Source organism: Bacillus sp. Xin1 (assembly GCF_013314535.1).
GTDB lineage: Bacteria > Bacillota > Bacilli > Bacillales > Bacillaceae_G > Bacillus_A.
This window is the reverse complement of sequence record NZ_JABUAE010000014.1, coordinates 1-25757: the sequence shown is the minus strand read 5'-3', so window position 1 is coordinate 25757 and position 25757 is coordinate 1. Positions and strand designations below refer to the sequence as shown.

Here is a 25757-nt window from a genome sequence, read left to right as displayed (position 1 = left end):
ACCTGTACGTTTCTAGATTAAGAAATTTCTGATAATTCTATTTTTCTTTATATATTTATCAGAAGATTACTATTACTTATTATTCTACTAATTTTTTAATTTTTGTAAAGTATTATTATTAAAAATTTTAAAAAAATTATTTTATTACAGTAACATTCATAAACATTCTTTTTTTATTTTACAGAAATTTCTGACTAATAGAGCGTATATCTCCCTATTCTTCCATTTATTACGATTCAATGAAAAGTCATTACGAATTATTGTTCATAAATAGTGTATAAATTTAACAAATCCTTTTTTAACAAAATAAAAAAGGCCAGAGAAACTGACCTTTTTATCCGGCTATTTTTTCTTTCTGCATCTCAAATAACATCTGTTTATGCTTCTCTTCATTAAATTCATTTTCGCTTTTTGCAACAACTACAGTGGCAATACCGTTTCCAATTAAATTTACAATGACACGCATACACACAACTCTCCCTCTCCACCTAAAAATTTTCATGTCATTTTTTGTGATACAAAACAAAAAAGCAGAGCTTATGAAAACCCTACTTAATCAACACATCCTATCTCTAACCTTCTTCCTCTTCTTTTTCAACTTTTTTCTTACTTACTCCCAGATGTATTCGAAGTGTATTACTAAGTTCTCTTAAACTCTTTGTATCTGGATTATAATAATATACACGTTCACCTTTCGGACCATTTGGCAAATATAAATCATCTCCAGCTAATTGAATTTTCTCAATTGAAACATCTAATCCATATTTATAAAACGACAGCATATCATCCAAGGCTAAGTTTGTCTTCAAATCACCATCTACAGCATCAATCATTTTTCCTATTTTCGTAACAGATCCTACACTTTTTAATTTTGTTAATATCGCTTCAATGACGAGTTGCTGACGCTTTCCCCTCATGGCATCACTATCAATATGACGTGTTCTTGCGAGAGCCAGCGCTTCTTCTCCTGTTAATGTTTGCATTCCTTTTTTCAAATGGATAGCATCAGGTTCATCTTTACTATTTTGCTCCGAAAACTCAATTGGAACATCTATTTCAATACCACCTAAATCATCGACAATTTTGATAAATGAATTAAAATTGAATTTCACAAAATAATCAACCGGTACATGTAATAGTTTTTCTACTGCTTCAACAGACGCTTGTGGACCTCCATCTTTTCCATTCTCCACAAAACCTCTGCCATAAGCATGTGTTATTTTATCTTTTTTCTTTTCAATTGGAACATATGTATACGTATCACGTGGTATACTTATTAACTTGACTGTCTTATCATCCTTATTAAAAGTCGCTAGCAATAATGCGTCTGTATGAAATGCCCCATTATATTCTTTTTGACGCTCCTCATTCTCATCAATCCCCATAATTAACAACGAAACATTATTCGTTATTGGCTTTACAACTTCCTCACGCAAATCAGATTTCTCACCACGTGCTAGACTGAGAGAAGCTTTTTGCACCGCATTTGAAGCTTTATTGTATAAGTACGCAGCGTATCCCACCCCACTAGCTAACAAGATTCCTACAAATATTCCTACTACTGTTCTTTTTTTATATTTTTTCTTATTCTTTTTTTCACGCGAAAGTGAATTTTTCTCCATATTATTTCCCCCGATATATATTATTCAAGACGAATTAAAAACTAGCAAAATAACTAGCTCACTATTTATTCAATGCGTTTTTTAATTTTTCATATGAAGAAACATCTTTTTGAAATATGTTTTCATCAATTCCTTTATCTATTTGTATCTTTTCTGTAGTAATAGAATATTGAATCATTCCATTATGAAAACTAAGAAAGTTCAACATAATTCCTGTATTTTTTTCTACAATCATTTCGAATTTCCCTCGTAAGTCCTCGGATGTACTTAAAGGCATCTCTATATTAATAACGCCCTCTATTTTATAGCAATTTAATCCAAGATATTTTATTTCTTTAAAGTCCCAATCTTTATATCTAATTAACAAATCTGCAAACTCCGATTGAATACTATATTTAGCGAATCCAACATAGTCATCATCATACCGTTTTTTTTCTCCCATTTTATTAAACGCTCTTTCAGTAGGCGTTAATTTTAGTAACTCTTTATTTTTAGATTCTGGCTTCCAGTTCACTTCTTTATATGTATAATCTTTATCATTAAATTCTTGTTTTTTTCCTTTGTTATATAAAACCGTCATTTTTTTTGACTGACGATCCTCTTTAGAAGAAATTCCTCTTTGATTTTTTGTATCAATTGCATACTTATAAGTAGTAATGAGACGAGATGAACTAGAGTACTCTTCAAATTTCCCTGTAACATCTTTAAAATAATCAATTGAATCAAGCATTTTTTGATGAATTTTCTCTTTTTCAGGATAATTTACGTTAAGTTTTGTTTCTTCCTCGTTTTCATAGTCTGAAAATGCCTTTTTCGTTACATATTCAAATACGCCACCTTTTTGCGCAAAACTTTGCATGGAAAATTCAAACATAGAAACGATTGACATTACCATTATTGCCGCACTAACAGCCATAACTTGAACTCTATAAGACTTCTTTTTTACCGGAAGATTATATAATGTATCATTAATTTTCCGATTCAAATGCTCCGGTAGCATCGTCTTTTCTCGTTCTATTCGTTTTTTTAGTTTTTCATCAAACAATTCATCCTTATCCAACACATCCCACCTCCTACTCCATTTTTAATTGTTTCTGCAGTTGTTCTCTCGCCCGTGACAACCTCGATTTAACCGTTCCTTTTGGTATTTCTAATAATGCCGCAATATTTTCTTGATTCATATCTTCATAATAGTAGAGTACTGTTACAGCTTTTAATTCTTCGGTTAAAGACTGAATTGCATTATGAAGATCTATATCTTCATAAGAATCAAATGCTATCATGCAATCAATATTTCCTTCTATTGCAATTACCTTTTTTCGCGATCGTATCATTCCATTACACTGATTAATCAGAATTCGAATGCACCATGTTTGGAAAAATTCTTCACTTTTAAGATTTTTTATATTTTCATAAGCTTTTAGAATGGTTGTTTGTATCGCATCTTCTACGTCATTTTCATCATATAGCATTGCTTTAGCTATACGATAGAGTTGAACTTTTTGTGTATGTATTAAAGAGACAAATGCTTCATGATCGCCTTTTTTAGCTAAAGAAACATCGCTCTCTTCCTTCACTATCGTTTTATATAACGGTATTACTTTCACTGTTTATCCTCCTGTTTTATTTCTCTCAATAAAACTTTACACTTATTAGACGGATTTGTGAGGAAAAAGGTTCATTTTTTTTGTAATTTTCTAGAAATAAAAAAAGATAGTCAATTCCTTTAGGAACTAACTATCTTTTCAACTCTATTTATCCCGCTATTCGCGGGCAACCCAATTGGTGAGGGCTGATAATTAGTGAGGATGAACCCCTTTATCTATAACGGTAAATCTCTTTTCTTAAACAACACAATCGCTACTGCAAAGATACAAATCGCACCAAAAGTTAGCCCAACACTCACCGGCCATATGTTATATGTCCCTGCCACAATTTCTTTTGGCCGAAACAGCGTAAATAATGATATATTTCTCATCCATTCTAGCTTATCGCTTAATTTCCCTACCATATCTAGTAAATAAAATAAAATTGTCATACTAGCAGAAAGACTAAGAGCCTTTCTTTCATCATTACATATACAAGAGAATAAAAATGAATAGGCACTGACTACGAGAAACAACAGTCCCCCAACTAAATTCATTTTGAAGAATACTTCTTGATTTAAATTGTTTTCTTCCAAGAGCCACTCTGCTCCTAATACACCTGCCCCATACGTCGCAATTATAATGATTAGTAATCCCAGAATAAGAACTACTCCTTGTGTGATTGCAATTTTCACTCTCGATACCGGTGTTGCCAACAAGTAAGCCATTGCTCCTTTATCTACATAACGAGCCATTACATGTGTAGCTACCGTTACACTAAAAATTGTCAATATAATGAGAAACAACATACCATAGTATTCGCCGGCTAAAAAATCACTTACATTTTGAATCGAATTTTCCATACCAACAATCTTTTTCACACTATCTGGCATAGCATCTATCATTTCATTTAGCCCTTTCGCGGATACGAGCGATGGGAATATCCAAATTAATAACCACAAGTAAAGAGCCGCACCAATCGAATAACTCCATATACTTTTTTGGTTTTCTTTAAAACTAGCTAAAAACAGCTGTTTATTCATGTTTCACACCCTCCTTTGCATCATAATAATGCATAAATAAATGTTCTAAATCCATTGCTCTCGTTTGGAGTACTTTCACATTATACCGAGCAAGTGTTTTTAATACTTCCTGATAATTCCCCTGTACAATAACGGACGCTGTATTCCCCTTTATCGCTTCAAATTGTAAATTTTCTTTTTGTAAAGAACGTATTTCCTCTTGTGACGAAACCGTTACGTCCATTACCTGTCTTCTCATCCCCTGTAAATCATGAATGTTTTCTACCGTTACAAGGCGACCATCCTTAATAATAGCTACCCGGTCACATGTCCGTTCAATTTCTGTAAAAATATGAGATGACATGAGAATTGTCTTTCCTTTTTGTTTTTCCTCTAATATTAAATCTATAAATATTTGCTGCATGAGCGGATCTAATCCTGATGTTGGTTCATCCAAAATTAGCACTTCAGGATCATGCATAAATGCAGTTACAATTCCTACTTTTTGTTTCATCCCTTTAGACATTTTTCGAATCGGTGTTTTCACATCAAATTGTAATCTTTCAATGAGCTCATCACGTCTTTTTGTATTTTTCAATCCTCTCATACCTTGCATAAGCTTTAGAAACTCTAATCCATTCATTCCTTCTATAAAAGAAATCTCGCCAGGTAAATAACCAACTTCTCTTTGAATTTTCGCAGCCTCATTCCAGCAGTCTAATCCAAAAATTTCGGCATGACCAGCAGTTGGTTGTATAAATCCCATTAAATTACGAATCGTCGTTGATTTCCCCGCACCATTTGGTCCTAGGTAACCGAAAACTTCCCCCTCTTTTACTTGAAAAGTAATATCAAATAACCCTTTTCCATTCGAAAACTGCTTTGTGACATTTTGGACTGAAATCATTATTCCACCTCATTTTTTGAAATATTCAATTGTTTATATTTCAAAATTATTGTACTCCTCTCCAATCATATTGGCAACAAATTTTTGAAATATTTATATGCGTATATTTCAAAATTATTGTTTTCCTTTTTATTTTCTTGTATATTTTAAGTGAGGTGATTGTATTGAACGGGTTTGAAAAAGTAAAAGAAAAGAAAAAACGAGCCATTAAAGATGCCGCGTTGTTATTATTTTCAGAACGTGGATTTAACGAAGTAAAAATAGAGGATATTGCAAAAGAGGCTAAAGTATCTCAGGTGACAATTTATAACCATTTTGGGAGTAAAGACGCCCTTTTTAGAGAGCTTATTCAAGAATTTGCGACAACTGAATTCCAATACTATCAAAAAATAGCAGCTGAAAACATGCCATTTCACGATATGATGCATAAAATGATACTACGGAAGATGGAAAGTGGCAGTTTATTTCATCCTGAAATGTTATTGCAAGCAACTCAAAAAGACCCAGAACTCCATGAATTTCTATATCGTTATCAACGCGAGACAGTCCTTCCTTGGTTTTTCGAGATATTAGAAAACGCACAGCATAAAAATGAAATTAATCCAAACCTTTCAAAAGAAATGATGCTATTATACATTCAAATGTTTAGTAAGTTAGGTGAAGATTATGGGGCACAACTCTTAGAAGGAGATCGTAAAAAACATATAAAAGATATTGTTACGTTGTTTTTTTATGGACTTTCTAATCCCGACAATACGACTCACAAAAATGAAAAAGAAAGTTTGAATTGAGCTATTGAGATCAAAGGGGAATGTTACATGTCACAAGATAAACTGTTCTATGAATTGGTTTGTATGAGCTGTAGACAAATATTTAAAGCATATGAAGGAACGAAAATATACAAACTCTTTAAAGAAAATAGCAATGGAAAATACACTTGTGAGCACTGTAGTCATAATATACAGCTTGAAGCAATTAAAAATTTTTTTAACAAATATTAAAAAATGTTTCTATCTAAACAAATCCATTATATATTTCAAACACGAAACTCATCAAAAAAAGACACGAAATCGTGTCTTTTTTATTTATAATGAAATAACCCTACCTGTTTCACTACTTTCAATAACAGCTTGAATAACACGAATAACTTGTAAACCTTCTTCTGCTGTTACAGGAACTGGCGCTCCACTTACAATGCTATTTCGAATTCCTTTATAATACATTTCATAGCAACCCACTTCTGTTGGAATACGTTTCACTTCATCTTCTGTTTCTAAAATAGCAAAATTACTTTCACTATCTTCTCCATATCCTGCACTACCTGGCTTCATACCAAGCTTTAATTGCTCTTCCTGTGAATCCATACCATATTTCACAATCGAGCCTTTATCTCCATGAACACTAAAGTGAGGTCCTGCATGTTTTACATAACTGCTGCTATGTAAAATGACACGCTTAAATCCATAGTGAAGCACAACATGAAAATAATCATCTGTTTCTGCTCCAGGTCGCTGCTTTACTACATCTGCACTAATAGCATCTGGTTTTCCGAATAAACGTAATGCTTGGTCAATTAAATGCGACCCTAGATCGTATAAAATCCCTGACCCCGGTAAGTTTTTTTCACGCCAGCGATCGCGTACATGAGGACGGAAACGATCAAAGTGCGCTTCATATGCATACACATTTCCAATTTGTTTCTCCTCAATTAATTTCTTTATTGTTAAGAAGTCATTATCAAATCGGCGATTATGATACACACTAACAAAAACATTATGCTCTTTCGCCAATCTAATAAGTTCTTCTCCCTCTTCAATTGAAACAACGAAAGGTTTTTCTACAACAACATGTTTGCCATGTAAAATAGCCTCTTTTACAAATGGAAAATGTGTTGTATTTGGTGATGTAATAACTACAAGGTCTATATCATCTCGTTTTACTAATTCTCCAATCGTGCGAACCACTTGTACAGTCGATAATGCTTCTTTCACTACCTCTTCTTTTGAAGATACAATCGCACGAATATCAAATTCATCTATCGTTTGTAATAAAGGGATGTGAAATGTTGTACTAGAAAATCCAAATCCTACAATCCCTACACCTATTTTTTTCATATAATTCCTCCATCTATGAGAACGATTTCATATTTATTATAGCAAGTTTTATTTTATTTACATAACCATTTGCTCATTCTTAGATTGGTAAACATAACGTGAAACTTTAATCAGTGTGAATTTCTTCATACCCCACTGACTATTCACCCTCACTCCCATTTGCTCTTGCCGAATTTTGAGATGAGAGTCTTACTACCCGCGAATAGCGGGATAAAAGTATAGAAGATAAATAGAATTGTAAAAGATGTGAATATACACATCTTTTTCGACTTTTTAAGGAGCAACCTCATTACCATCAAACTAATAAATCTATTGACTCGCCTAAATAACAAAACAAGCTGAATTCTTATAAATAGCTGTAAAGAAAATTTTTTCGTTTTGAGGGTACTTTAAAATATTTACTGGATGAGCGTAGGCAGCTCCATAAAAAAGGATATGCATACTTTCAATTTATCTCATCTTATTTACTTTATTCTTCTATAAGATTTTATGAAATCAAAATTTTCTCAATATACAAAACAAAAACATAATTTATAATAACTCTTGAGCTAATCATTTTTAAAATTTATTTTTTATATTCTACTTTCTTAGAGGACGTTATTACATTATTTCCATCTTAAAAAAAGAAAGGTTGAAGTCATGAACAATACAGAAAAAAAACTAGAATACATATTGTTTAGTAGCTGGTCTGTTTCTTTTATTGCAACACTCGGGAGTTTGTATCTGTCTGAAATAATGAAATATGAGCCCTGCACATTATGCTGGTATCAACGTATTCTCATGTATCCACTCGTTCTTTTACTAGGAACAGCTATTATACGGAAAGATTATAGAATTGGGGTTTATAGTTTGGTTCTCGCTATCATTGGCGCATGTATAGCTGCCTATCACTATTCCCTTCAAAAAATCCCATTTTTATCTGAAAACGGAACATCATGTGGGAGAATACCTTGCACAGGAGATTATTTAGATTGGTTCGGATTTATTACAATCCCATTTCTCGCTCTAATAGCCTTTCTTTTTATTATTATTTGTTGCTTTATTCTTATTAAAATAAGCAAGGAGAGAAACAGTATATGAAAAAAATGCTTTTTTTCATTATTACTATTTTATCAATATTTACACTTATTTTTATTCTAACCAATAAAGGAACAAAAAGTGAAAAAACCACAAGTACTGAGGAGGTTGATTATTATAAAAACCAAATTACCCCCGAACAATTACAACAAGATCTATCAAATCACAAAACAAAAATAGTTTATTTCTACAAAACGACCTGTCCGCATTGCCAAAGGATTTCACCAATTGTAGTTCCTATGGCAAAAAATATGAATATTGATATGCAAGTTTTGAATCTAGAAGAATATAAACAAGGTTGGGATATGTTTCAAATAAAAGGAACCCCTACAATTATTTCTTACAAAGACGGGAAAGAAATGAACCGTATATTAGGCGAACAGTCCTTACAAACGTTTCAAACATGGTTTGAAAACAACAAATAAGGATTTATATTTTACCAAAAACATTATTTTTCAAACTTATAACTAGAGTATTGATAAAGAAATAAATATTAGCGTAATTTTTTGTTTTTAACTATACATTCTATTAATTTATAGAGGAGTAAAGGGGGCTCTCCCTCATGCTTACCAATATTGAATACAGTTTAATTTTTTATTTGTTAAGTATGAGGGGGATTCCCCATTTGCAATAAAATATAATTTATTAGGAGGTAACACGTATGTTTAAAAAAGTTGCATTATCAATCGCTTCGGTAGCAGTAGCAGGTTCAGTTTTATTCGCAAGTCAATCGGTAACGGAAGCTGCTTTTTATCCGGTACAAAAAACGGGTTCTGGGCTAGATCTTCGCACGACTCCGACAATAAATGGCCTACGGACTGAATCAAACATTCCAGATGGCACTAAACTTTGGTTATATTGCTATGTAAATGGCGAATCTTATATGGGAAGTAAGGTTTGGGATTTTGTAGATGATAATGGCTATGGTGGTGAGTTAGATCAAGGCTTTGCTCCTGACTATTTCATTAAAACTGGTTCTTCTAAACCAGTTGTTGGATACTGCGCTTTTTAATTGGAAAAACAAGAAAACAGCCTCCTCGGGCTGTTTTCTTGTTTACATAGTAATCCCCTAGTGGTTAATGGTCTCATCTTACTTTTAGTTTATTAATTTCGTACTACATCAATCATTACCTTTAATTTGGTGCTTGAGATGAGAAGCAAATAAGTGTAAGCTTCACTCTCACATTTACATTAAGTTTCTATTTTTGGGGATCCGCGCTCATTTTGTATACATCTACTTGTTCACCATTGCTTAAAAGTAGATGATAATGGCTATGGTGGTGCTTGAGCCAAGGCTTTGCTCCTAATTATTTCATTAAAACTGGTTCTTCCAAGCCAGCTGTTGGATACTGCGCTTTTTAATTGGAAAACACAAGAAAACAGCCTCCTCGGGCTGTTTTCTTGTTTACATAGTAATCTCAGTAGTAGTTACTGCGCTTACCTCATTTTTTGTTTTTTGATCTCGTACCACATCAGTAATTACTTTTACGGATGTAACATCATTGGGAGCTTGAGATAAGAAACAGATAAGTGTAAACTTCATTTTCTCCTTGGCATTTAAGCTTCTATTTTTTGGATCCGCATTCATTTTATATACATCTACTTGTTCACCATTACTTAAAACAAGTGTTTTAAAAGGCCCTTGTTCCAAATCAAGTACTTGATCTGAAGTATTCTCTAAAGTAGTTGTAAATTGTATTGCATTCATTTGCTCTGTACTTAGTCCTCGTTCTTTTAAGTTGTATTTCCCAATTTCACTTACTTCTGTACTTTGAATAACCTTAATTCTCTCTACTTGAATATGAAGAGGCCCTACTTCTATCATTGTATTGGGCTCACTTAATTGCTTTAGAACCACTGTTCCAAGTGGATGCTTTGCTTCTTGTCCTACTTGTGTTAATGGCTCTGTATAAGGTTTTGCTTTCACATTCGTTTCAGCTATTGGAGCTTTTTTCGTATGAGATTCTACCTCTTTTTCAGAATTCGTTTGATTAGAACAAGCCGATATAAATATACATACAGATACAGTCATTAAAAAGGAATATACTTTTTTCATTTATGGGCTCCTTTATTACAGAATATAGTTCATATATTTATTACTGTTCTACACTTCTTAAATTATTGTAAATTAACAATGTATTTTTTTGAATACTGAAACCAACAATATATGCAGTCTTATATTGAGAAAATTTATTGTTACATATTTTCGTGTCTGCTTCTTTCAAACATTTCTCTACTTTCATTTGAAGAGTTCGTGATAACAAAAATACCCGAAATAACTAATACCATTCCAAAAATATGATACCAGAAGAGAGGTTCATGTAATATAAAAGCTGATAAAATCACTGTGCTTATAGGCATTAAAGCTGTAAATACTGCCGCTGTCCCCGCTGATACCACTTCTAACCCCTGATTCATTAATAGAACAGCTAATACAGTAATTACAACTCCTGTATATAATACGAGTAACCACGCCAATGGAGATACAGTAAAAAAGTTAAAATGTAAGGATTGATATATCGCAGAAGGTAAAAATAATATCGCACCTGTCAAACTCATAATTGTTGTCATTGTTAAAGGTCTTAAAGGCGTAGAAATTAATTTCCCAAAGGAAAAGAAAATTGCTTCTCCAATCACAGCGCAGAAGATTAACATATTTCCTGTTAATGAGTGCGAGCCTACATTAAAATTTGAAAGTTGACCAAAAACATTGATAGACAATGTACCTAAAATAGTTAATAGAATCCCTCCTATTTTATTCATTCCTAGTCTTTCTTTTAGAAAAAAATAAGAGATTAAAGCCATTATTGCAGGCGTACAACTCATAATGATGCCGCTATCTAAAGCTGTTGTTTGTTTTAAACCATATAATGTGCAAACACTAAATAAAAACACACCTATAAAACTTTGAAGAAAAAATATAATGTAATCCTTTTTTACTAGTTTAGGCATTTTTTCACCTTTATATAAAAATAAAGGAAGTAATATTAATGAAGCAATTAGTAATCTAAGCTCTGAAGCAATAAATATAGGAAGTTCTTTAATAATGTACTTATTAACAATAACGAAACTTCCAATTGCAACCATTGCAAATGACATTTGAATATAAGCAATTGTTTGTTTGGACATATTGGATTCCTTTCTCACTAAATTGTTAGTATTAATAGTTTTATTTAGAATGTTGCGTATTATGATTTTGATATTCAACTAATTACATAGCATAAACTCTTAAGCCTTCATGAGTCGAACGATCTTCTATGCATGATGATTTCATGATTAATTACCTTTTGGGTGAAAACTCGTTTATAGTGAATTGGCTCTTTTAAAAAATAAGGATTTCTAAAAATCATAACTAACAATAGCATGCAGCATCTTATATTTGCAAAATAAAAAATTGATTATCTTTTGAGAAATTTATACTGAATCATCAACCATAGAATAAAAAAAATTTTTTATGGTTATATTTCTTATCCTTCAAAAACACTATTATTTTAAAATATTTTGCATATTCCTTTATTTTATTTGAATACTTATATTTTCAATAAACTTTCTAGGTATTAATTTTGATGTTGAGAAAAATAATTATATTCAGAATATTATTGACGATTATTTTTTTAGAATGATACTATGAACAACGTGATAAACAAGTTTCAAATTAGCACCTAAACTCTATATGATGGCAGTGTAGCCAAGTGGTAAGGCATAGGTCTGCAAAACCTAATTCCTTGGTTCAAATCCAAGCACTGCCTCCATACATTTTAAGGGGGTAACATATGTCGAATTCAATGAATGTAAAAAAGAAAGGAATTCATCAATTAGTTGCATCAGAAGAAGAGATGATCAAGTTAATCAGTGAAGAATTAAAAAATACTACTCAAGAAGAATTAGTAATTATGTCAGGGCACTTTATGCTCTTTTTTGATGAAGAAACAAATAGCTTAACTCCTGGAATTATCGAAGAACAGAAAACAGATGTGATGAAAGAAAGGATTTCACGTAGAGTAGGTATATTCCCTTTATACACGTGGAATATCGGAATTCAATTAGGCGAGCAATTTTATGAACAATTTAGAGACATTAAATACCTACTATTAATTAATGATTGGCAATATGTTCCATCTACAAATACAAGCGTTAGTGATCTTCGTAAAGAGTTTTATGAGAGATATACAGAAATTCCAGAAGCTTACGTTACAAGTTTAGAAAAGAGTAAGTACTTTAATCAACGGAATATCTTGTCTAGCCGAAAAAATCCGATCTTTTTCCCTGAAACTTGGCTTAAATATAGATTTCAAAAAAGTGCTAGTAAGCTAGTAAAAGAAGGAAAATTAGAAAAAAGAATGCTAAACGATCGAGAAAATCAATCCGAAGTATCATTTGTAGATGCGGATGGAAATTATAAAACATTAATTAGTTGTGGTGTAACTGGATGTGCAGGAGAAATTACAGAAATGATAGCTGAGGTACATAAGGCAGGTTATAGAGCATTGTTATTATTCGCACCTGGAGAATGTTACCAACCAGTACGTACAGGTATTGAAATCGCTCTTAATCTATATAATTTAACCGGGATGAAAGTTATTGTTGTAGATCCTGGTGGAAGTGGTGAAATGTCAAAAGAAGAAATCTATGAAAAAACCGTTAATTTCTCTGTGTTTTCTTCGTGATAAAGGAGGGCAATGCTTATGAGACAGGTGTACTTAGATTATGCTGCTACTACTCCATGTCATAATAAAGTGATCGAAGTGGTAGAAAAGTACATGAAAACAGAATTTGCAAATCCTTCATCTCAGCATGTGATGGGAAAAAAAGCACAGTATGCGGTGTATCAAGCGAAAAGTAAGATTGCAATTTCTATTGGTGCTCATAAAGAAGAAATAATATTTACTTCGGGGGCAACAGAAAGTAACAACTTGGCATTGTTAGGAGCAATTGATTATCATGAAAAAGAACCTGTAAATGTAATTCTCTCACCTATAGACCATAAATCGATTTTAGAGGTTGGAAAAGAGTTACAAAGAAGAGGTATTATCGTAAAATATGTGGACATTAAACGTGATGGAACCATTTGCTTAGATTCATTGAGACGCTTATTAGATGATGATACAAGGGTTGTTAGTTTTGCATATGTTAATTCCGAGGTGGGAACAATTCAACCTATTAATGAGATCTCTGCTTTATGCAGAAAGTATAAAACATTGATACATGTAGATGCTGTTCAAGCTTTTGGAAAAATACCAATAGATGTGAAAGAATTGGATATAGATGCTTTATCATTATCGGGACATAAAATTTATGGACCAAAAGGTATAGGCATTTTATATGTAAACCAGCACAAACAGGAATATTTTCGTCCTTTATTATTTGGAGGTGAGCAAACATATTTGCGCAGTGGAACATTACCAACTTCACTAATAGCTGGTATGGGCGTAGCAAGTGATATAGCTATATTAGAACTAAAAGAGAATTATGAAAAAGCACTGAAATTAAGAACAATTGTTATAAATCAAATTCAACAAGAAATACCCCTTTCTCGCGTAAATGTATGTATGGAAAATAGCATACCTCATATCATAAATATAATGATCCCAAATATTAGTTCAGAAACACTTATAGCAGGTATGAGAACTGTTTCTATTTCTTCGGGATCTGCTTGTAATTCAAACAGCTTAGAACCGTCATATGTATTACAAGAGATTGGATTATCAAAAGAAGAAGCTAATAGTTCTATTCGTATATCAATTAGTCCCTATTTAAGCGAAGAAGAACTTTTATACGCTGTTGATGAGATTATAGCTAAAATTAAAGATATTTATTGTGTGCAACAGGGGTTTTAAAAATAATAGAAAAAAGCACTCTTTTTTCTATATATCTTCACAGAAAGAATAGTGCTTTTTTATGCTTCACAACAGTCTAAGATTTTAATAAAGAGTTATAACTTAAAACAATATATTTTCGAGAGTACCTCATAGTCCTAATAGGATGGTGACATACTGTACTCCCCTTCTTTCAATCAATATATAATTACCTTTATTTTTCATCCTAATTCTTTTTGGTTTACTTTCATGAAAAAACTAAAAAAATTAGAATCGTGGTGAGTTTAAAACCCTACTACTCCAAGAAACCCCTGTTCTATATAGAACAGGGGTTTCACTAATAAGATGAGTATATTTAATTGAAATTCTTACTATCGTTTATTCACTCTGTCCGTTTCTTCGTCCACGTTTCGACCACTTCACCTGTATCCGTAACATCTAGCACTAAACTACCGTTACTATAGCGATCTTTATTACGGAATGCTTTTGGATCTATTTCTTCGACAATCTGTTTTTCTGTTTTCATATAAACAAGTTCATCATCTCGAACAATTTCAATACCAACAATACGGTACGGATTACGTTTTAACTCTTTAAAGATAACAAGGCCGCGCTTTGCCCTTGTTGATTTCTCAATCTCAGAAGCTTTCAATCGCTTAACCGCGCCTCGCTGCGTGACAAGAATCAATTGATCTTTTTCACTATTTAACGGCTTACCAGAAGCAACGTAGTCATCTTCTTTTAAATTAATCGCTTTTACACCAGCTGCTCTTACACCAACTGGACTTACCTCTTCTTCGTTAAAAATAAGTGCATATGCACCGTGTGTTGCAAGAACAATATCACTTGTTCCGTCTGTTGCAAATATATCTACAACTTCATCATCTTTTTTCAAGTTTACAGCCACGAACGCCCTTGAATAGCGCTGAACTTTATACTGATTTAGTTCCGTTTTCTTAATCATACCATTTCGCGTTACAAACACTACGAAACGTTTTTCTTCCTCAAAGTTCTGTACAACCGTTGCCCAAATTAACGTCTCATCTCGTTCAAGCGAAACAATATTGGCTACATGCTGGCCTAAATCTTTCCAACGAATATCTGGCATCTCATATACTGGAAGATAAATATAATTTCCTTTATTCGTGAATAAAAGAACTGTTTCTGTTGTGTTTGTATCGAAACGTTCCAGTAAGATGTCGCCCTCTTTCATACCGAAGTCTTTCCCATTCGATGCATTATGTGAACGCCAGCCTGTTCGTTTTACATACCCTTCTTTCGTTACAGTAACGATGACATCTTCTTGCGGAATCATAACTTCCACATCAATTTTTATTTCTTCAATTTCTTCTTCAATAACCGCACGACGATTATCACTATACGTTTTCTTTACTCTCTTTAAATCCGCTTTAATAACTTGCAGAAGCTTTTTCTCACTTTGTAAAATCGCTTGTAATTCTGAAATTTTCTTTTGCAGTTCTTCTGCTTCTTTCTCCAGTGCGGTAATATCTGTATTCGTTAAACGATACAATTGCAGTGATACGATCGCTTCCGCTTGCGCTTCTGTAAATCCAAATTTTGCACTTAAGTTGTCTTTTGCATTACGTTTATCTTTAGATGCTCGAATGGTTTCAATTACCTCATCTAAAATCGATAATGCTTTCATTAAACCTGCTACAATATGCTGGCGGTTTTCTGCTTTTCTAAGTTCATATTCTGAACGACGTGTAACAACTTCTTTTTGATGTCCAATGTACGCATCTAAAATCTTCGGTAACGTCATAAGCGTCGGACGACGATTATTTATAGCTACCATATTGAAGTTATATGGAATTTGTAAATCAGTATTTTTATATAAATAATTTAAAATACCTTCTGCGTTTGCTTCCTTTTTTAATTCCACAACAATACGAAGACCTGTACGATCTGTCTCATCACGGACTTCAGCAATCCCATCCAGTTTTTTATCTAGACGTAATTCGTCCATTTTTTTTACTAGATTCGCCTTGTTTACTTCATATGGAATTTCTGTAATAACAATTTGTTGCTTACCACCACGAATCGTTTCAACTTCCGCTTTTCCGCGAATGATGATTTTTCCTTTGCCTGTTTCATACGCTTTTTTAATCCCATCAAGCCCTTGAATAATACCACCTGTTGGGAAATCAGGCCCTTTAATAACCGTTAATAAGTCATCTACCGTACTATTAGGCTTATCAATACGCATCATTGTTGCATCGATTACTTCACCAAGATGATGAGGTGGAATTTCTGTTGCATATCCAGCTGAAATTCCTGTCGATCCGTTTACTAATAGATTCGGGAACATTGCTGGCAGAACAACTGGTTCTTCACTTGTATCATCAAAGTTTGATACGAATTCTACTGTTTCCTTATCGATATCACGAAGCAATTCAGAGGCAATTGGCGATAAACGAGCTTCTGTATAACGCATCGCTGCCGCTGGGTCACCATCTACACTACCATTATTTCCATGCATTTCAACTAATACGTTACGCACTTTCCAATCTTGACTTAAACGTACCATCGCTTCATATACAGAGGAATCACCATGTGGATGGTAATTACCAATAACGTTACCAACTGTTTTAGCCGATTTACGAAACGGCTTGTCATGTACGTTTCCTTCTACATACATGGAATATAAAATACGACGTTGTACTGGTTTTAAACCATCACGCGCATCTGGAAGCGCGCGATCTTGAATAATATATTTACTGTAACGTGCAAAGCGATCACCTAACACGTCTTCAAGCGGGAGGTCATGAAACTTCTCTGCTTGCATGTTATTCCACCTCCGTCTCCATAATCATTTCATTTTCTAAAATATTTCCTTCTTCTTGCATACCGAATTGTACATTTCGCTCGATCCACTTGCGACGAGGCTCTACTTTATCACCCATCAACGTCGTAACACGGCGTTCAGCTCTTGCTGCATCATCAATTTTCACGCGAATTAGCGTACGTGTCTCTGGATTCATTGTCGTTTCCCATAACTGATCCGCGTTCATTTCGCCCAAACCTTTATAACGCTGCAACATATAGCCTTTACCGACCTTTTTCGTCACATCATCTAACTCTTCATCTGACCACGCATATTCAATTACTTCGCTTTTCCCTTTTCCTTTACTTACTTTATATAAAGGTGGAAGAGCAATAAATACTTTACCTGCTTCAATTAACGGCTTCATATATCGGTAGAAGAATGTAAGTAATAACACTTGAATATGTGCGCCATCTGTATCAGCATCGGTCATAATTACAACTTTATCATAGTTAATATCTTCGACAGAAAATTCGTTTCCAACACCACCGCCGATTGCATAAATAATAGTATTAATCTCTTCATTCTTGAAAATATCAGCAAGCTTTGCTTTTTCCGTGTTAATTACTTTACCTCTTAGCGGCAGCACTGCCTGGAAACGACGATCGCGCCCTTGCTTCGCAGAGCCACCAGCAGAGTCACCCTCTACTAAATATAACTCGTTCTTTTGTGGGTTACGAGATTGCGCAGGTGTTAACTTGCCGCTCAATGTTCCTTCTGAACGTTTTTTCTTTTTACCAGTTCTCGCTTCTTCTCTAGCTTTACGAGCTGCTTCACGCGCTTGTGCTGCTTTAATCGCTTTTTTCACAAGAAGAGTTGCTACATCTGGATTTTCTTCTAAAAAGTATGCTAAGTGTTCGGACACAATCGCATCTATGGATGAACGTGCTTCACTTGTTCCAAGTTTTCCTTTCGTTTGACCTTCAAATTGTAGTAAATCCTCCGGCACACGTACAGAAACAATTGCCGCTAACCCTTCGCGAATATCCGTACCTTCTAAATTTTTATCTTTCTCTTTTAACATTGAAACTTTACGAGCATATTCATTAAAAACACGTGTCATTGCTGTTTTAAATCCAGCTTCATGTGTCCCACCGTCTTTCGTACGTACATTGTTTACGAATGAAAGAATGTTTTCTGAATAGCCATCGTTAAATTGAAATGCAAGTTCTGCTTCAATTCCATTTTGTTCACCAGCAAAGTATACAACTGGATGGATAGAGTCCTTTTCTTCATTTAAATAAGAAACGAATGCTTCAATTCCTGTTTCATAATGGAAAACATCTTCTAGATCATTTCGTTCGTCTTTTATAGTAATTTTCATGCCTTTTAACAGAAAGGCAGATTCACGCAATCTCTCACATAACGTTTCATAATTATAATTTGTTGTACTGAAAATAGATGGATCTGGTTTAAAATGCATCGTTGTTCCAGATTGTTTCGTTTTTCCGATTTTCTCTAGTGTTGTTACAGGCACACCACCATTTTCAAAACGTTGTTCATATATATTTCCATCACGTTTAATCGTTACAACGAGCCATTCTGATAAAGCATTTACAACTGATGCACCAACACCGTGTAAACCGCCACTTGTTTTATAGCCTCCTTGTCCAAACTTCCCACCTGCATGAAGTACAGTTAAAATCACTTCAGGTGTAGGCTTTCCAAGTTTATGCATTCCTGTAGGCATCCCGCGCCCTTTATCAATTACACTAATACTATTATCTTTATGTATTACGACAGAAATTTCGTCGCCAAATCCCGCTAATGCTTCATCAACGGAGTTATCTACTATTTCGTATACTAAATGATGCAATCCACGGCTGTCCGTGCTCCCGATATACATACCCGGGCGTTTTCGAACGGCTTCAAGACCTTCAAGCACTTGAATGGCATCTTCATTATATTGAAACTGATGCTTTGCCAAACTCCTTGCCCCTTTCCTAATCAAATCAGAACATACGTTTCTATTATAGAATAACGCCTTAACCATACTTTTGGCAAGTTATGTTATGTCTTTTATATACCATTCTCAATAGAAAAATCCTTGTTTTTTCACAAGGATTCCTTTAGGCTACTATTTCAGAAAAATAATCGTTTGTCAACGAGAAATGGATATGTATTCCAAATTACACACTCCACCATTTGGCAATTAACCAAATGACAATTATCCAAAATGGGATAGCAAGTAGCAATCCCCAAAAACAGCCTTTAAAAAATCTCATGATGAACACCTCGTTCATCTGTTTAGTTAGCAAGTATTAACTAAAGCTGAATCGAACTTTCACTTACAATGTCTATACTATCGCGTCATCGCATGTTCTACTTTAATACAGCGATCCATAATGACAGTATAGCCTTTTTCTTTTAAAAATGTATATGTATCTTCATCTTGTACTCCTAATTGTGCCCAAAAAACATCCGCATCAATCTCTACAAATTCTTTTGCAACGTCCATTAAAAATTCCGAACGACGGAATACATTTACGATATCGACATGTTCCTTAATATCTTTTAATGACGAAACTGCTTTTTCTCCTAGCACTTCATCTATGACCGGATTTACCGGGATAATACGATATCCTGCATCCTGCATCGCTTTTGAAACCATATATGATGTGCGTTCTGGTTTGTTGGATAATCCGACAACTGCGATTGTTTTGCTTTTTTTCAATACTTCACCAATTTCCGTACGAGTTGGGTTTTCAATTGTCATAGTAAATCCCTCCTATTCCTTTAGTATAGCCGATAAAGAAAGTCTCTTTCAATACGAAAGAGACTTTCTTTATTAATTCTTAGCAGAAGAGTTATCTGCTAAAGTAGCTGTTTTCGTCATTTTTTCACCATTTCGATAGAATGTTACTTCGATTTTATCGCCAACTTTTTTCTTTTCATATAAATATTTACGGAATTGAAGTGAGTTTTCTACTGTTTGGCCATCTAATGCCACAACAACGTCATACTGCTGAAGTCCCGCTTTTTCAGCTGGTGAAACGGGATAAATTTTGCTTAAGAGAACACCCTTTGTAACATCTTTTGGTAATTTTAATTGTCCTAATGCATACGGTGGATAATCCTCAAGAGATGCAACTCCTACTCCCATCGCTGGACGTTTTACCGTTCCATCTTTTTCAAGAGATTCAATGACTGGTTTTGCAACATTAATTGGGATAGCAAACCCGATTCCTTCTACTTCTTGCTGTGCAATCTTACTAGAGTTAATGCCAATGACTTCACCATTTTGATTGAATAATGCGCCACCACTGTTCCCTGGGTTAATTGCTGCATCTGTTTGAATAACTTGTGCTTGCCAATCCGGCTGTTTGTCACCATTAATATCCACTGGAATTTCGCGTTCTTTACTACTAATAATCCCTTCTGTGACACTACCATCAAAACCTAATGGATTCCCAATTGCAATAGCCGATTCACCAGCGCGAATTTTACTGGAATCACCAAGTGTGGCTACTTTATTAATATTAGATCCATCAACCTCTACAACAGCTAAATCTAACCAAGGGTCTTTCCCAACTAATTTTGCGTCTACTGTTTTACCATTACTTAGTTTCACTGCAAGTTTATTTGCCCCATCTACTACGTGATTATTCGTTACGATCAGAGCTTTGTTTCCAGATTTTTTATAAATTACACCCGATCCTGATCCAGCCTCTTGTTCTTGACCTGCTTGCTCCATCGCAAATGGGTCGATGCTCTGTTGCATATTGATAACACCTACAACTACTTCTTTTGCTCCTTCAATCATACCAGGTAAATCTGTTTCACCCTTTACTTTATTGACAACAGGAACCACAGTTCCCTCTACTTTTGAATTAGATGTTAAAACCGTCCCATTTCCATTTGTCCACGGCATATAAGGTGCTGCAAAACTAATGGAAACAGCTCCGATAACTGCTCCAACTAGACCTGTAAAAAAGTACCCTTTTTTACTACCTGATTTTTTTACTTCTCTCGTTTCACTATGCTCTTCATTCATATTTGGTCCGTCATAATATCCCACAATTGATATCCCCTCTCTGCTGAATTCGTATTTTCAGTATAGTCACATGTTGTGTCCTTCTTGTGAACTCATCGTGAAATCCAATTAAAAAAATACTCTTATTCAACATTGTAGACAAAAAATTTATAATTTGTACATTTGCATCTAAAAAAGAGAGTGTAAATGCACTATATTTTCACCATATAAGTTACTGCTACGAAAAACAAAAAGAGACCTACACTCGTTTTCTCTTTCTGTTTTCATTCAGCGTGGGGCTAAAAAAGGACCTCACCGCTTCTACCCATGGGCGGATCCTCTCTTCCAACCAAAAAGGAAAGCTTTTCTATCGTTTTTTCAATTTCTAAAACTATTCCTCGAACTTATATCCAACTCGAATGACAGTTCCAATATGTTTTGCTTTATCACCTAACTTATTACGCAACTTTTTTATATGTGTATCAACAGTACGATCATCACCATAATAATCATATCCCCAAAGTTGATCTAATAAATGTTGGCGTGATAATACAATTCCTTTATTCTCCATTAAATAAACAAGAAGTTCAAACTCTTTATGTGTTAATATTATTTCTTCTCCGTTTACCGATACCGTACGTGAAAGACGATTCACATCGATTCCTGCCATAGAAAGTGCATTCTCTTCTGCCACCCCTACTGCCCCATCAGCGCGCTTTAACAAAGTTTTTGCTCTCGCAACTAATACTTTTGGACTAAAAGGCTTTGTTACATACTCATCAGCCCCAAGCTCAAATCCTAGCAATGTGTCATCTTCATCAGAACGTGCTGTAAGCATAATAATTGGTACTGCTGACTCTTTTCGAATGCGACGACAAACAGACCAACCATCTATTTCTGGTAACATAATATCTAACATAATTAAATCAATTGTATGTTCAGCAAATAATTCTAATGCTTGTTTCCCATCTTCAGCTTCTATCACTTCAAAACCTTCATTGCGAAAATAATCACTAACAATTTCACGTAATCTTCTTTCATCTTCAACAAGTAATACCGTTTTATTCATCTGACCTATCCCGCCTTTTTACTCTTTCAATCGAATCATACGTTGATTGGAGCTTCCGCGAAATGGAAGTGTTAAATCTCTTTTTTCAAGTTCAAACCTTCCATCGACCAGAACATCCCCATAATGTAACAATTCTATCATATCATTATTTTGAGAACTCTGTATCTCTTCTAGCGTATAACCTGTGTAAATCCATAAGTTTTTTTTCAAATCCTTTACCGCTTTTGCTACGATTTTCACTTCAGCAGCTTGAAAAAATGGATCTCCACCCGAAAATGTTACATCAGTAAGCGGATTTTTGGCAATCTCTTTCACAATTTCTTCTACGGTCATTTCAGTTCCATTACAAATATTCCATGACTTAGGATTATGACATCCTAAACAACGATGCGGACAGCCCGCAAAAAACACGACTGTCCGCAATCCTTCCCCATCTACTACACTATCATGAATAATATTCATTACTCTCATTTATGTTTCACCCGATCCGCTTCTTCACTACGTTTTGCACTATTCCATTTCGACATATCACCTACAAGATATCCCGTTATCCGACGAATTCTTTCTATTTCATTCTCATTCTCGTTTCCACAACTTGGACATTCATTTTCGATGACCCCATGGTAACCACAGCACTTACAACGATCAACTGGATGATTAATTGATCCATACCCTACTCCATACTCTGCCATTGCCTGCACAATTTGTTTTAATGCTTTTTGATTATGAACTGCCGCTCCATCTAATTCAATATACGTAATGTGTCCGCCATTACACAGTGCATGAAATGGACCTTCTAAGCGGATTTTGTCAATTGCTTGAATAGAATAATAAACTGGTATGTGGAACGAATTTGTATAATAATTATGGTTTGTCACACCACTAATAATTCCAAATTCATCCTGATCTCTTTTCACAAACTTGCCTGATAATCCTTCCGCAGGAGTTGCAATTAAAGAGAAATTAAGTTGATGTTCTTCCGTCGCTTGATCCATCTTCTCTCTCATAAAGGTCACGATTTCATTTCCAAGATCCCATGATTCTTTATCTTCCCCATGATGTTTTCCTGTTAAAGCAACTAAACATTCTGCAAGGCCGATAAAACCAATACTTAACGTTCCTTGTTTTAAAATTTCAGCAACAGAATCTTCAGGCTGCAGTTTTTCTCCGTCCCGCCATACTCCTTGTGAATATAAAAAGTGAAAATCTCTTGCCTTTTTCGTACACTGGTAAGCAAATCTTTCTAGTAGTTGACGAATGCCAAGATCCACATAATAATGTAAAGCTTCAAAAAAAGCTTCTTTTGAACCGCTAATCAATGCCAATTTCACTAAATTAATAGAAGTAAACGATAAATTCCCTCTTCCAATTGCAGTCTCTTCCCCATGAATATTAGACATAACACGCGTACGACAGCCCATATAACATACTTCGCTTTCTGAACGACCATCATAATGCGCTGCATTAAATGGCGCATCTAAAAATGAAAAATTCGGGAACAACCGCTCAGCAGTCGTTTCTAGTGCCAATTCAAACAAATCATAGTTCGTATCACTCTCTTCAAAATTGACACCTTTTTTCAGCTTAAAGATTTGAATAGGGAAGATAGGTGTTTCACCTTTTCCTAATCCAGCCTGAGTCGCTCGTAATAATTGCTTAATTAATAATCTTCCTTCTTTCGATGTATCCGTTCCGTAGTTAATAGAAATAAACGGAACTTGCCCACCTCCTCGGCTATGCATACTATTAGAATTATGAATAAACGCTTCACAAGCTTGATACGTATCGTTTTCTGTTTCTTTCCATGCAAATTCTTCTACTTGCTCTTTTGTTAACGGATACGCCCCTAATCTGTTCTTATTTCTCTCAAATGTTTTTCTCACATACGGTGCTAAATCAATATCAAATAAGGCAAATGATTGACCGCCGTGCTGCATGTTCTGGTTTGCCTGAAAAATAATCGAAGAAAGCGCCAACGCGCTTTTAATATCTTGTGGTTGTCTCATATGTCCATGCCCGGTATGAAATCCTTTTTCAAGCATTTGTGCTAAAGGAATTTGCGAACATGTTGTCGTACCTGTCGCATAAAAGTCTAAATCATGTGGGTATAATATATTTTGATTGATTGCTTTTTTTACTTCTTCAGAAAGTAACTGTTCCATTGCATAATATTTGGCGCTCTCAGATGCAAATGTTCCCAACATTCCCATTGGAGACCGTCCATCAACATTTGCATTTTCTTGCATTAAATCTTGCTCATTCCCGTGGACAATTGTTTCAAAAATCTTCATTAATTCTTCTCCACACGTACTTTGTTTCATCATTTTCCAAACCTCCAACAACATCTTGTTAATTCACTAACAAAATGATACAACATATAGTTCCAATCAATCTGTGAGAAATGTAACATTCCTGTGAAAGTTTTTTTAAGAAACTTTGAATTTTTCATTTACAAAAAAGAAATGTGATCTTTACAAATGTATGGTACAATATACGGGAAAAACTCTTTTTACCCTTTATCAACACATTTGAATAAAGGAGACTGAACTTATGCTTATTACATATCTTTTATTTATCGTTGCCTATTTACTTGGCTCGATTCCCTTTGCACTTGTTGTTGGAAAAATTGGTTATGGAATCGACATTCGCGAGCATGGTAGCGGTAATTTAGGAGGAACGAATACATTTCGGACGCTAGGGAAAAAAGCAGGTTTTATCGTTACAATTGCTGACATTTTAAAGGGGACGTTAGCGACAGCACTACCGTTAATTTTCGCCTTAGACACCCATCCCCTTTGGTTTGGATTAGCTGCAGTTCTTGGACATGTATATCCGATTTTCGCGAAATTCCGCGGCGGAAAAGCAGTCGCAACTTCTGCTGGAGTACTCTTATGCTACACGCCAATCATTTTTGTAATATTAGCCGCTGTCTTTTTCACCCTGCTATTTACAACGAGATACGTATCGCTTTCTTCTATGGTAACGGCTGTTGTTGCTGTTATCGCATCAATTATTGACGGGAATAAAATCTTCATTGTTGCGATGTGTTTATTAGCTGGTATGGTTATTTATAAACACCGTGCCAATATTGGACGAATTATAAATAAAACTGAGCCGAAAGCGAATTTTACAAAGAAACAAAAGTAAGGTTGTGACCCACATAAAGTGAAACTTTAATCAGTGGGGGTTTTCTTCATCCCTACTGATTATTAGTTGAACCAATCGGGCTTTTACGGGCAGTTTATCTCCCACCTAACTTCTTTGCTCCCGCCGAATTTTGAAGTGGGAGTATTACTGCCCATTAATACGGGATAACGCAAAAAGAAAACGCAAAGCATATTAATAGCGTCTTTTTGCGTTATTTTTTATACTAAAGAAAAAGCAACATAACTTGGAGGAACTATACATGAATCTTTCCGTAACAAAAGAAGCAGTAAATTGGTATAAAGATGAATTAAACTTACAATCTGGCGATACACTTCGATTTTTCGTACAATATGGTGGTTGCAGCACTGTTCAAAAGGGACTTTCTCTAGGCATCCGTAAAGACGATCCTGCTCATCCTGCCACTCAAATTCAAGAAGAAGGCATTAACTTCTTCATTGAATCGGATGATGAATGGTTCTTTGATGGGCATGACTTATCTGTTACACTTAACGACGGTGATGACTTCCCGCAATTTAATTATGAAAAATAAAAAAGTGTGGCCCTTGGCCACACTTTTTT

General features: G+C 34.5%; 24 protein-coding genes, 1 tRNA gene and 1 pseudogene. 10 read left to right on the top strand and 16 right to left on the bottom strand.

Annotated features, from left to right (window positions below; translation table 11 throughout):
* Positions 1-334: 334 nt before the first annotated feature.
* From HRG09_RS14220 to HRG09_RS14195, 6 genes and pseudogenes are all read right to left on the bottom strand, one after another.
* Positions 335-463: pseudogene (locus tag HRG09_RS14220) on the bottom strand (C4-dicarboxylate ABC transporter); the annotation flags it as partial.
* A 109-nt stretch (positions 464-572) separates the two neighbouring features.
* Complete coding sequence (locus HRG09_RS14215; protein ID WP_174101415.1) at positions 573-1622, bottom strand: LCP family protein; 1050 nt, start codon at positions 1620-1622, stop codon at positions 573-575.
* 61 nt (positions 1623-1683) lie between these two features.
* Positions 1684-2682: an anti-sigma factor gene (locus tag HRG09_RS14210; protein WP_174101489.1), complete on the bottom strand. Its 999-nt coding sequence runs from the start codon at positions 2680-2682 to the stop codon at positions 1684-1686.
* 13 nt (positions 2683-2695) lie between these two features.
* Positions 2696-3229, bottom strand: a complete 534-nt coding sequence (locus HRG09_RS14205) for an RNA polymerase sigma factor (protein ID WP_174101414.1) — start codon at positions 3227-3229, stop codon at positions 2696-2698.
* A gap of 215 nt (positions 3230-3444) precedes the next feature.
* Complete coding sequence (locus tag HRG09_RS14200; protein WP_174101413.1) at positions 3445-4251, bottom strand: ABC transporter permease subunit; 807 nt, start codon at positions 4249-4251, stop codon at positions 3445-3447.
* Positions 4244-5137, bottom strand: a complete 894-nt coding sequence (locus HRG09_RS14195) for an ABC transporter ATP-binding protein (RefSeq protein ID WP_174101412.1) — start codon at positions 5135-5137, stop codon at positions 4244-4246. Before HRG09_RS14195 ends, HRG09_RS14200 begins: the two co-directional genes overlap by 8 nt.
* 137 nt (positions 5138-5274) lie before the next feature.
* Here HRG09_RS14195 and HRG09_RS14190 point away from each other — a divergent pair, with 137 nt between their 5' ends.
* Both HRG09_RS14190 and HRG09_RS28945 read left to right on the top strand, forming a co-directional pair.
* Complete coding sequence (locus HRG09_RS14190; RefSeq protein ID WP_174101411.1) at positions 5275-5928, top strand: TetR/AcrR family transcriptional regulator; 654 nt, start codon at positions 5275-5277, stop codon at positions 5926-5928.
* A gap of 27 nt (positions 5929-5955) precedes the next feature.
* The gene (locus HRG09_RS28945; protein ID WP_254610084.1) at positions 5956-6138 is read left to right on the top strand and encodes a hypothetical protein; all 183 of its coding nucleotides are present in this window, start codon (positions 5956-5958) and stop codon (positions 6136-6138) included.
* Between the two features lie 84 nt (positions 6139-6222).
* On the opposite strand, the gene HRG09_RS14185 is transcribed toward HRG09_RS28945, so the two are convergent.
* Positions 6223-7251, bottom strand: a complete 1029-nt coding sequence (locus tag HRG09_RS14185; RefSeq protein WP_174101410.1) for an oxidoreductase — start codon at positions 7249-7251, stop codon at positions 6223-6225.
* Positions 7252-7890: 639 nt separating this feature from the next.
* Between HRG09_RS14185 and HRG09_RS14180 the strand changes: the two genes are divergently transcribed.
* From HRG09_RS14180 to HRG09_RS14170, 3 genes are all read left to right on the top strand, one after another.
* A complete protein-coding gene (locus HRG09_RS14180; RefSeq protein ID WP_174101409.1) occupies positions 7891-8331 on the top strand; it encodes a disulfide oxidoreductase in 441 nt (146 codons plus the stop codon).
* Positions 8328-8753 (top strand): thioredoxin family protein, encoded by a 426-nt coding sequence (locus HRG09_RS14175; RefSeq protein WP_174101408.1) that lies wholly within the window; start codon positions 8328-8330, stop codon positions 8751-8753. Before HRG09_RS14180 ends, HRG09_RS14175 begins: the two co-directional genes overlap by 4 nt.
* Before the next feature lie 236 nt (positions 8754-8989).
* Positions 8990-9340, top strand: coding sequence for a hypothetical protein (locus tag HRG09_RS14170; RefSeq protein ID WP_000475221.1), 351 nt, complete (start codon positions 8990-8992; stop codon positions 9338-9340).
* 393 nt (positions 9341-9733) lie between these two features.
* Here the strand turns inward: HRG09_RS14170 and HRG09_RS14165 are convergent, their stop codons facing one another.
* Positions 9734-10384 carry a hypothetical protein gene (locus HRG09_RS14165; RefSeq protein WP_174101407.1) on the bottom strand — a complete coding sequence of 217 codons (651 nt, stop codon included), beginning with the start codon at positions 10382-10384 and terminating at the stop codon, positions 9734-9736.
* A 140-nt stretch (positions 10385-10524) separates the two neighbouring features.
* Positions 10525-11457: a DMT family transporter gene (locus tag HRG09_RS14160; RefSeq protein WP_174101406.1), complete on the bottom strand. Its 933-nt coding sequence runs from the start codon at positions 11455-11457 to the stop codon at positions 10525-10527.
* 549 nt (positions 11458-12006) lie between these two features.
* On the opposite strand from HRG09_RS14160, the gene HRG09_RS14155 reads away from it, so the two are divergent.
* The 3 genes from HRG09_RS14155 to HRG09_RS14145 all read left to right on the top strand — a co-directional run bounded on the left by HRG09_RS14155 (position 12007) and on the right by HRG09_RS14145 (position 14165).
* Positions 12007-12080 (top strand) — tRNA-Cys (locus HRG09_RS14155).
* Between the two features lie 21 nt (positions 12081-12101).
* Positions 12102-12995, top strand: a complete 894-nt coding sequence (locus tag HRG09_RS14150; protein WP_254610083.1) for an LPD16 domain-containing protein — start codon at positions 12102-12104, stop codon at positions 12993-12995.
* An 18-nt stretch (positions 12996-13013) separates the two neighbouring features.
* Positions 13014-14165 (top strand): cysteine desulfurase family protein, encoded by a 1152-nt coding sequence (locus HRG09_RS14145; RefSeq protein ID WP_254610082.1) that lies wholly within the window; start codon positions 13014-13016, stop codon positions 14163-14165.
* 361 nt (positions 14166-14526) lie between these two features.
* On the opposite strand, the gene parC is transcribed toward HRG09_RS14145, so the two are convergent.
* The 7 genes from parC to HRG09_RS14110 all read right to left on the bottom strand — a co-directional run bounded on the left by parC (position 14527) and on the right by HRG09_RS14110 (position 24355).
* Positions 14527-16950, bottom strand: a complete 2424-nt coding sequence (gene parC / locus HRG09_RS14140; protein ID WP_174101404.1) for a DNA topoisomerase IV subunit A — start codon at positions 16948-16950, stop codon at positions 14527-14529.
* Between the two features lies 1 nt (position 16951).
* Positions 16952-18916, bottom strand: a complete 1965-nt coding sequence (gene parE, locus HRG09_RS14135) for a DNA topoisomerase IV subunit B (RefSeq protein WP_174101403.1) — start codon at positions 18914-18916, stop codon at positions 16952-16954.
* 375 nt (positions 18917-19291) lie between these two features.
* Entirely contained in the window at positions 19292-19705 is a 414-nt protein-coding gene (locus HRG09_RS14130) for a CoA-binding protein (protein WP_174101402.1), read from the bottom strand.
* A gap of 72 nt (positions 19706-19777) precedes the next feature.
* Positions 19778-21007 (bottom strand): S1C family serine protease, encoded by a 1230-nt coding sequence (locus HRG09_RS14125; protein ID WP_174101401.1) that lies wholly within the window; start codon positions 21005-21007, stop codon positions 19778-19780.
* Positions 21008-21353: 346 nt separating this feature from the next.
* Entirely contained in the window at positions 21354-22031 is a 678-nt protein-coding gene (locus tag HRG09_RS14120) for a response regulator transcription factor (RefSeq protein WP_003199064.1), read from the bottom strand.
* Positions 22032-22049: 18 nt separating this feature from the next.
* Positions 22050-22502: an anaerobic ribonucleoside-triphosphate reductase activating protein gene (nrdG, locus tag HRG09_RS14115; RefSeq protein ID WP_174101400.1), complete on the bottom strand. Its 453-nt coding sequence runs from the start codon at positions 22500-22502 to the stop codon at positions 22050-22052.
* Positions 22499-24355, bottom strand: coding sequence for an anaerobic ribonucleoside triphosphate reductase (locus tag HRG09_RS14110; protein WP_174101399.1), 1857 nt, complete (start codon positions 24353-24355; stop codon positions 22499-22501). Before HRG09_RS14110 ends, nrdG begins: the two co-directional genes overlap by 4 nt.
* A 226-nt stretch (positions 24356-24581) precedes the next feature.
* Here HRG09_RS14110 and plsY point away from each other — a divergent pair, with 226 nt between their 5' ends.
* Positions 24582-25178, top strand: coding sequence for a glycerol-3-phosphate 1-O-acyltransferase PlsY (gene plsY, locus HRG09_RS14105; protein ID WP_174101398.1), 597 nt, complete (start codon positions 24582-24584; stop codon positions 25176-25178).
* A gap of 259 nt (positions 25179-25437) precedes the next feature.
* Positions 25438-25728 (top strand): HesB/YadR/YfhF family protein, encoded by a 291-nt coding sequence (locus HRG09_RS14100; RefSeq protein WP_174101397.1) that lies wholly within the window; start codon positions 25438-25440, stop codon positions 25726-25728.
* The last annotated feature ends 29 nt before the right edge of the window (positions 25729-25757 follow it).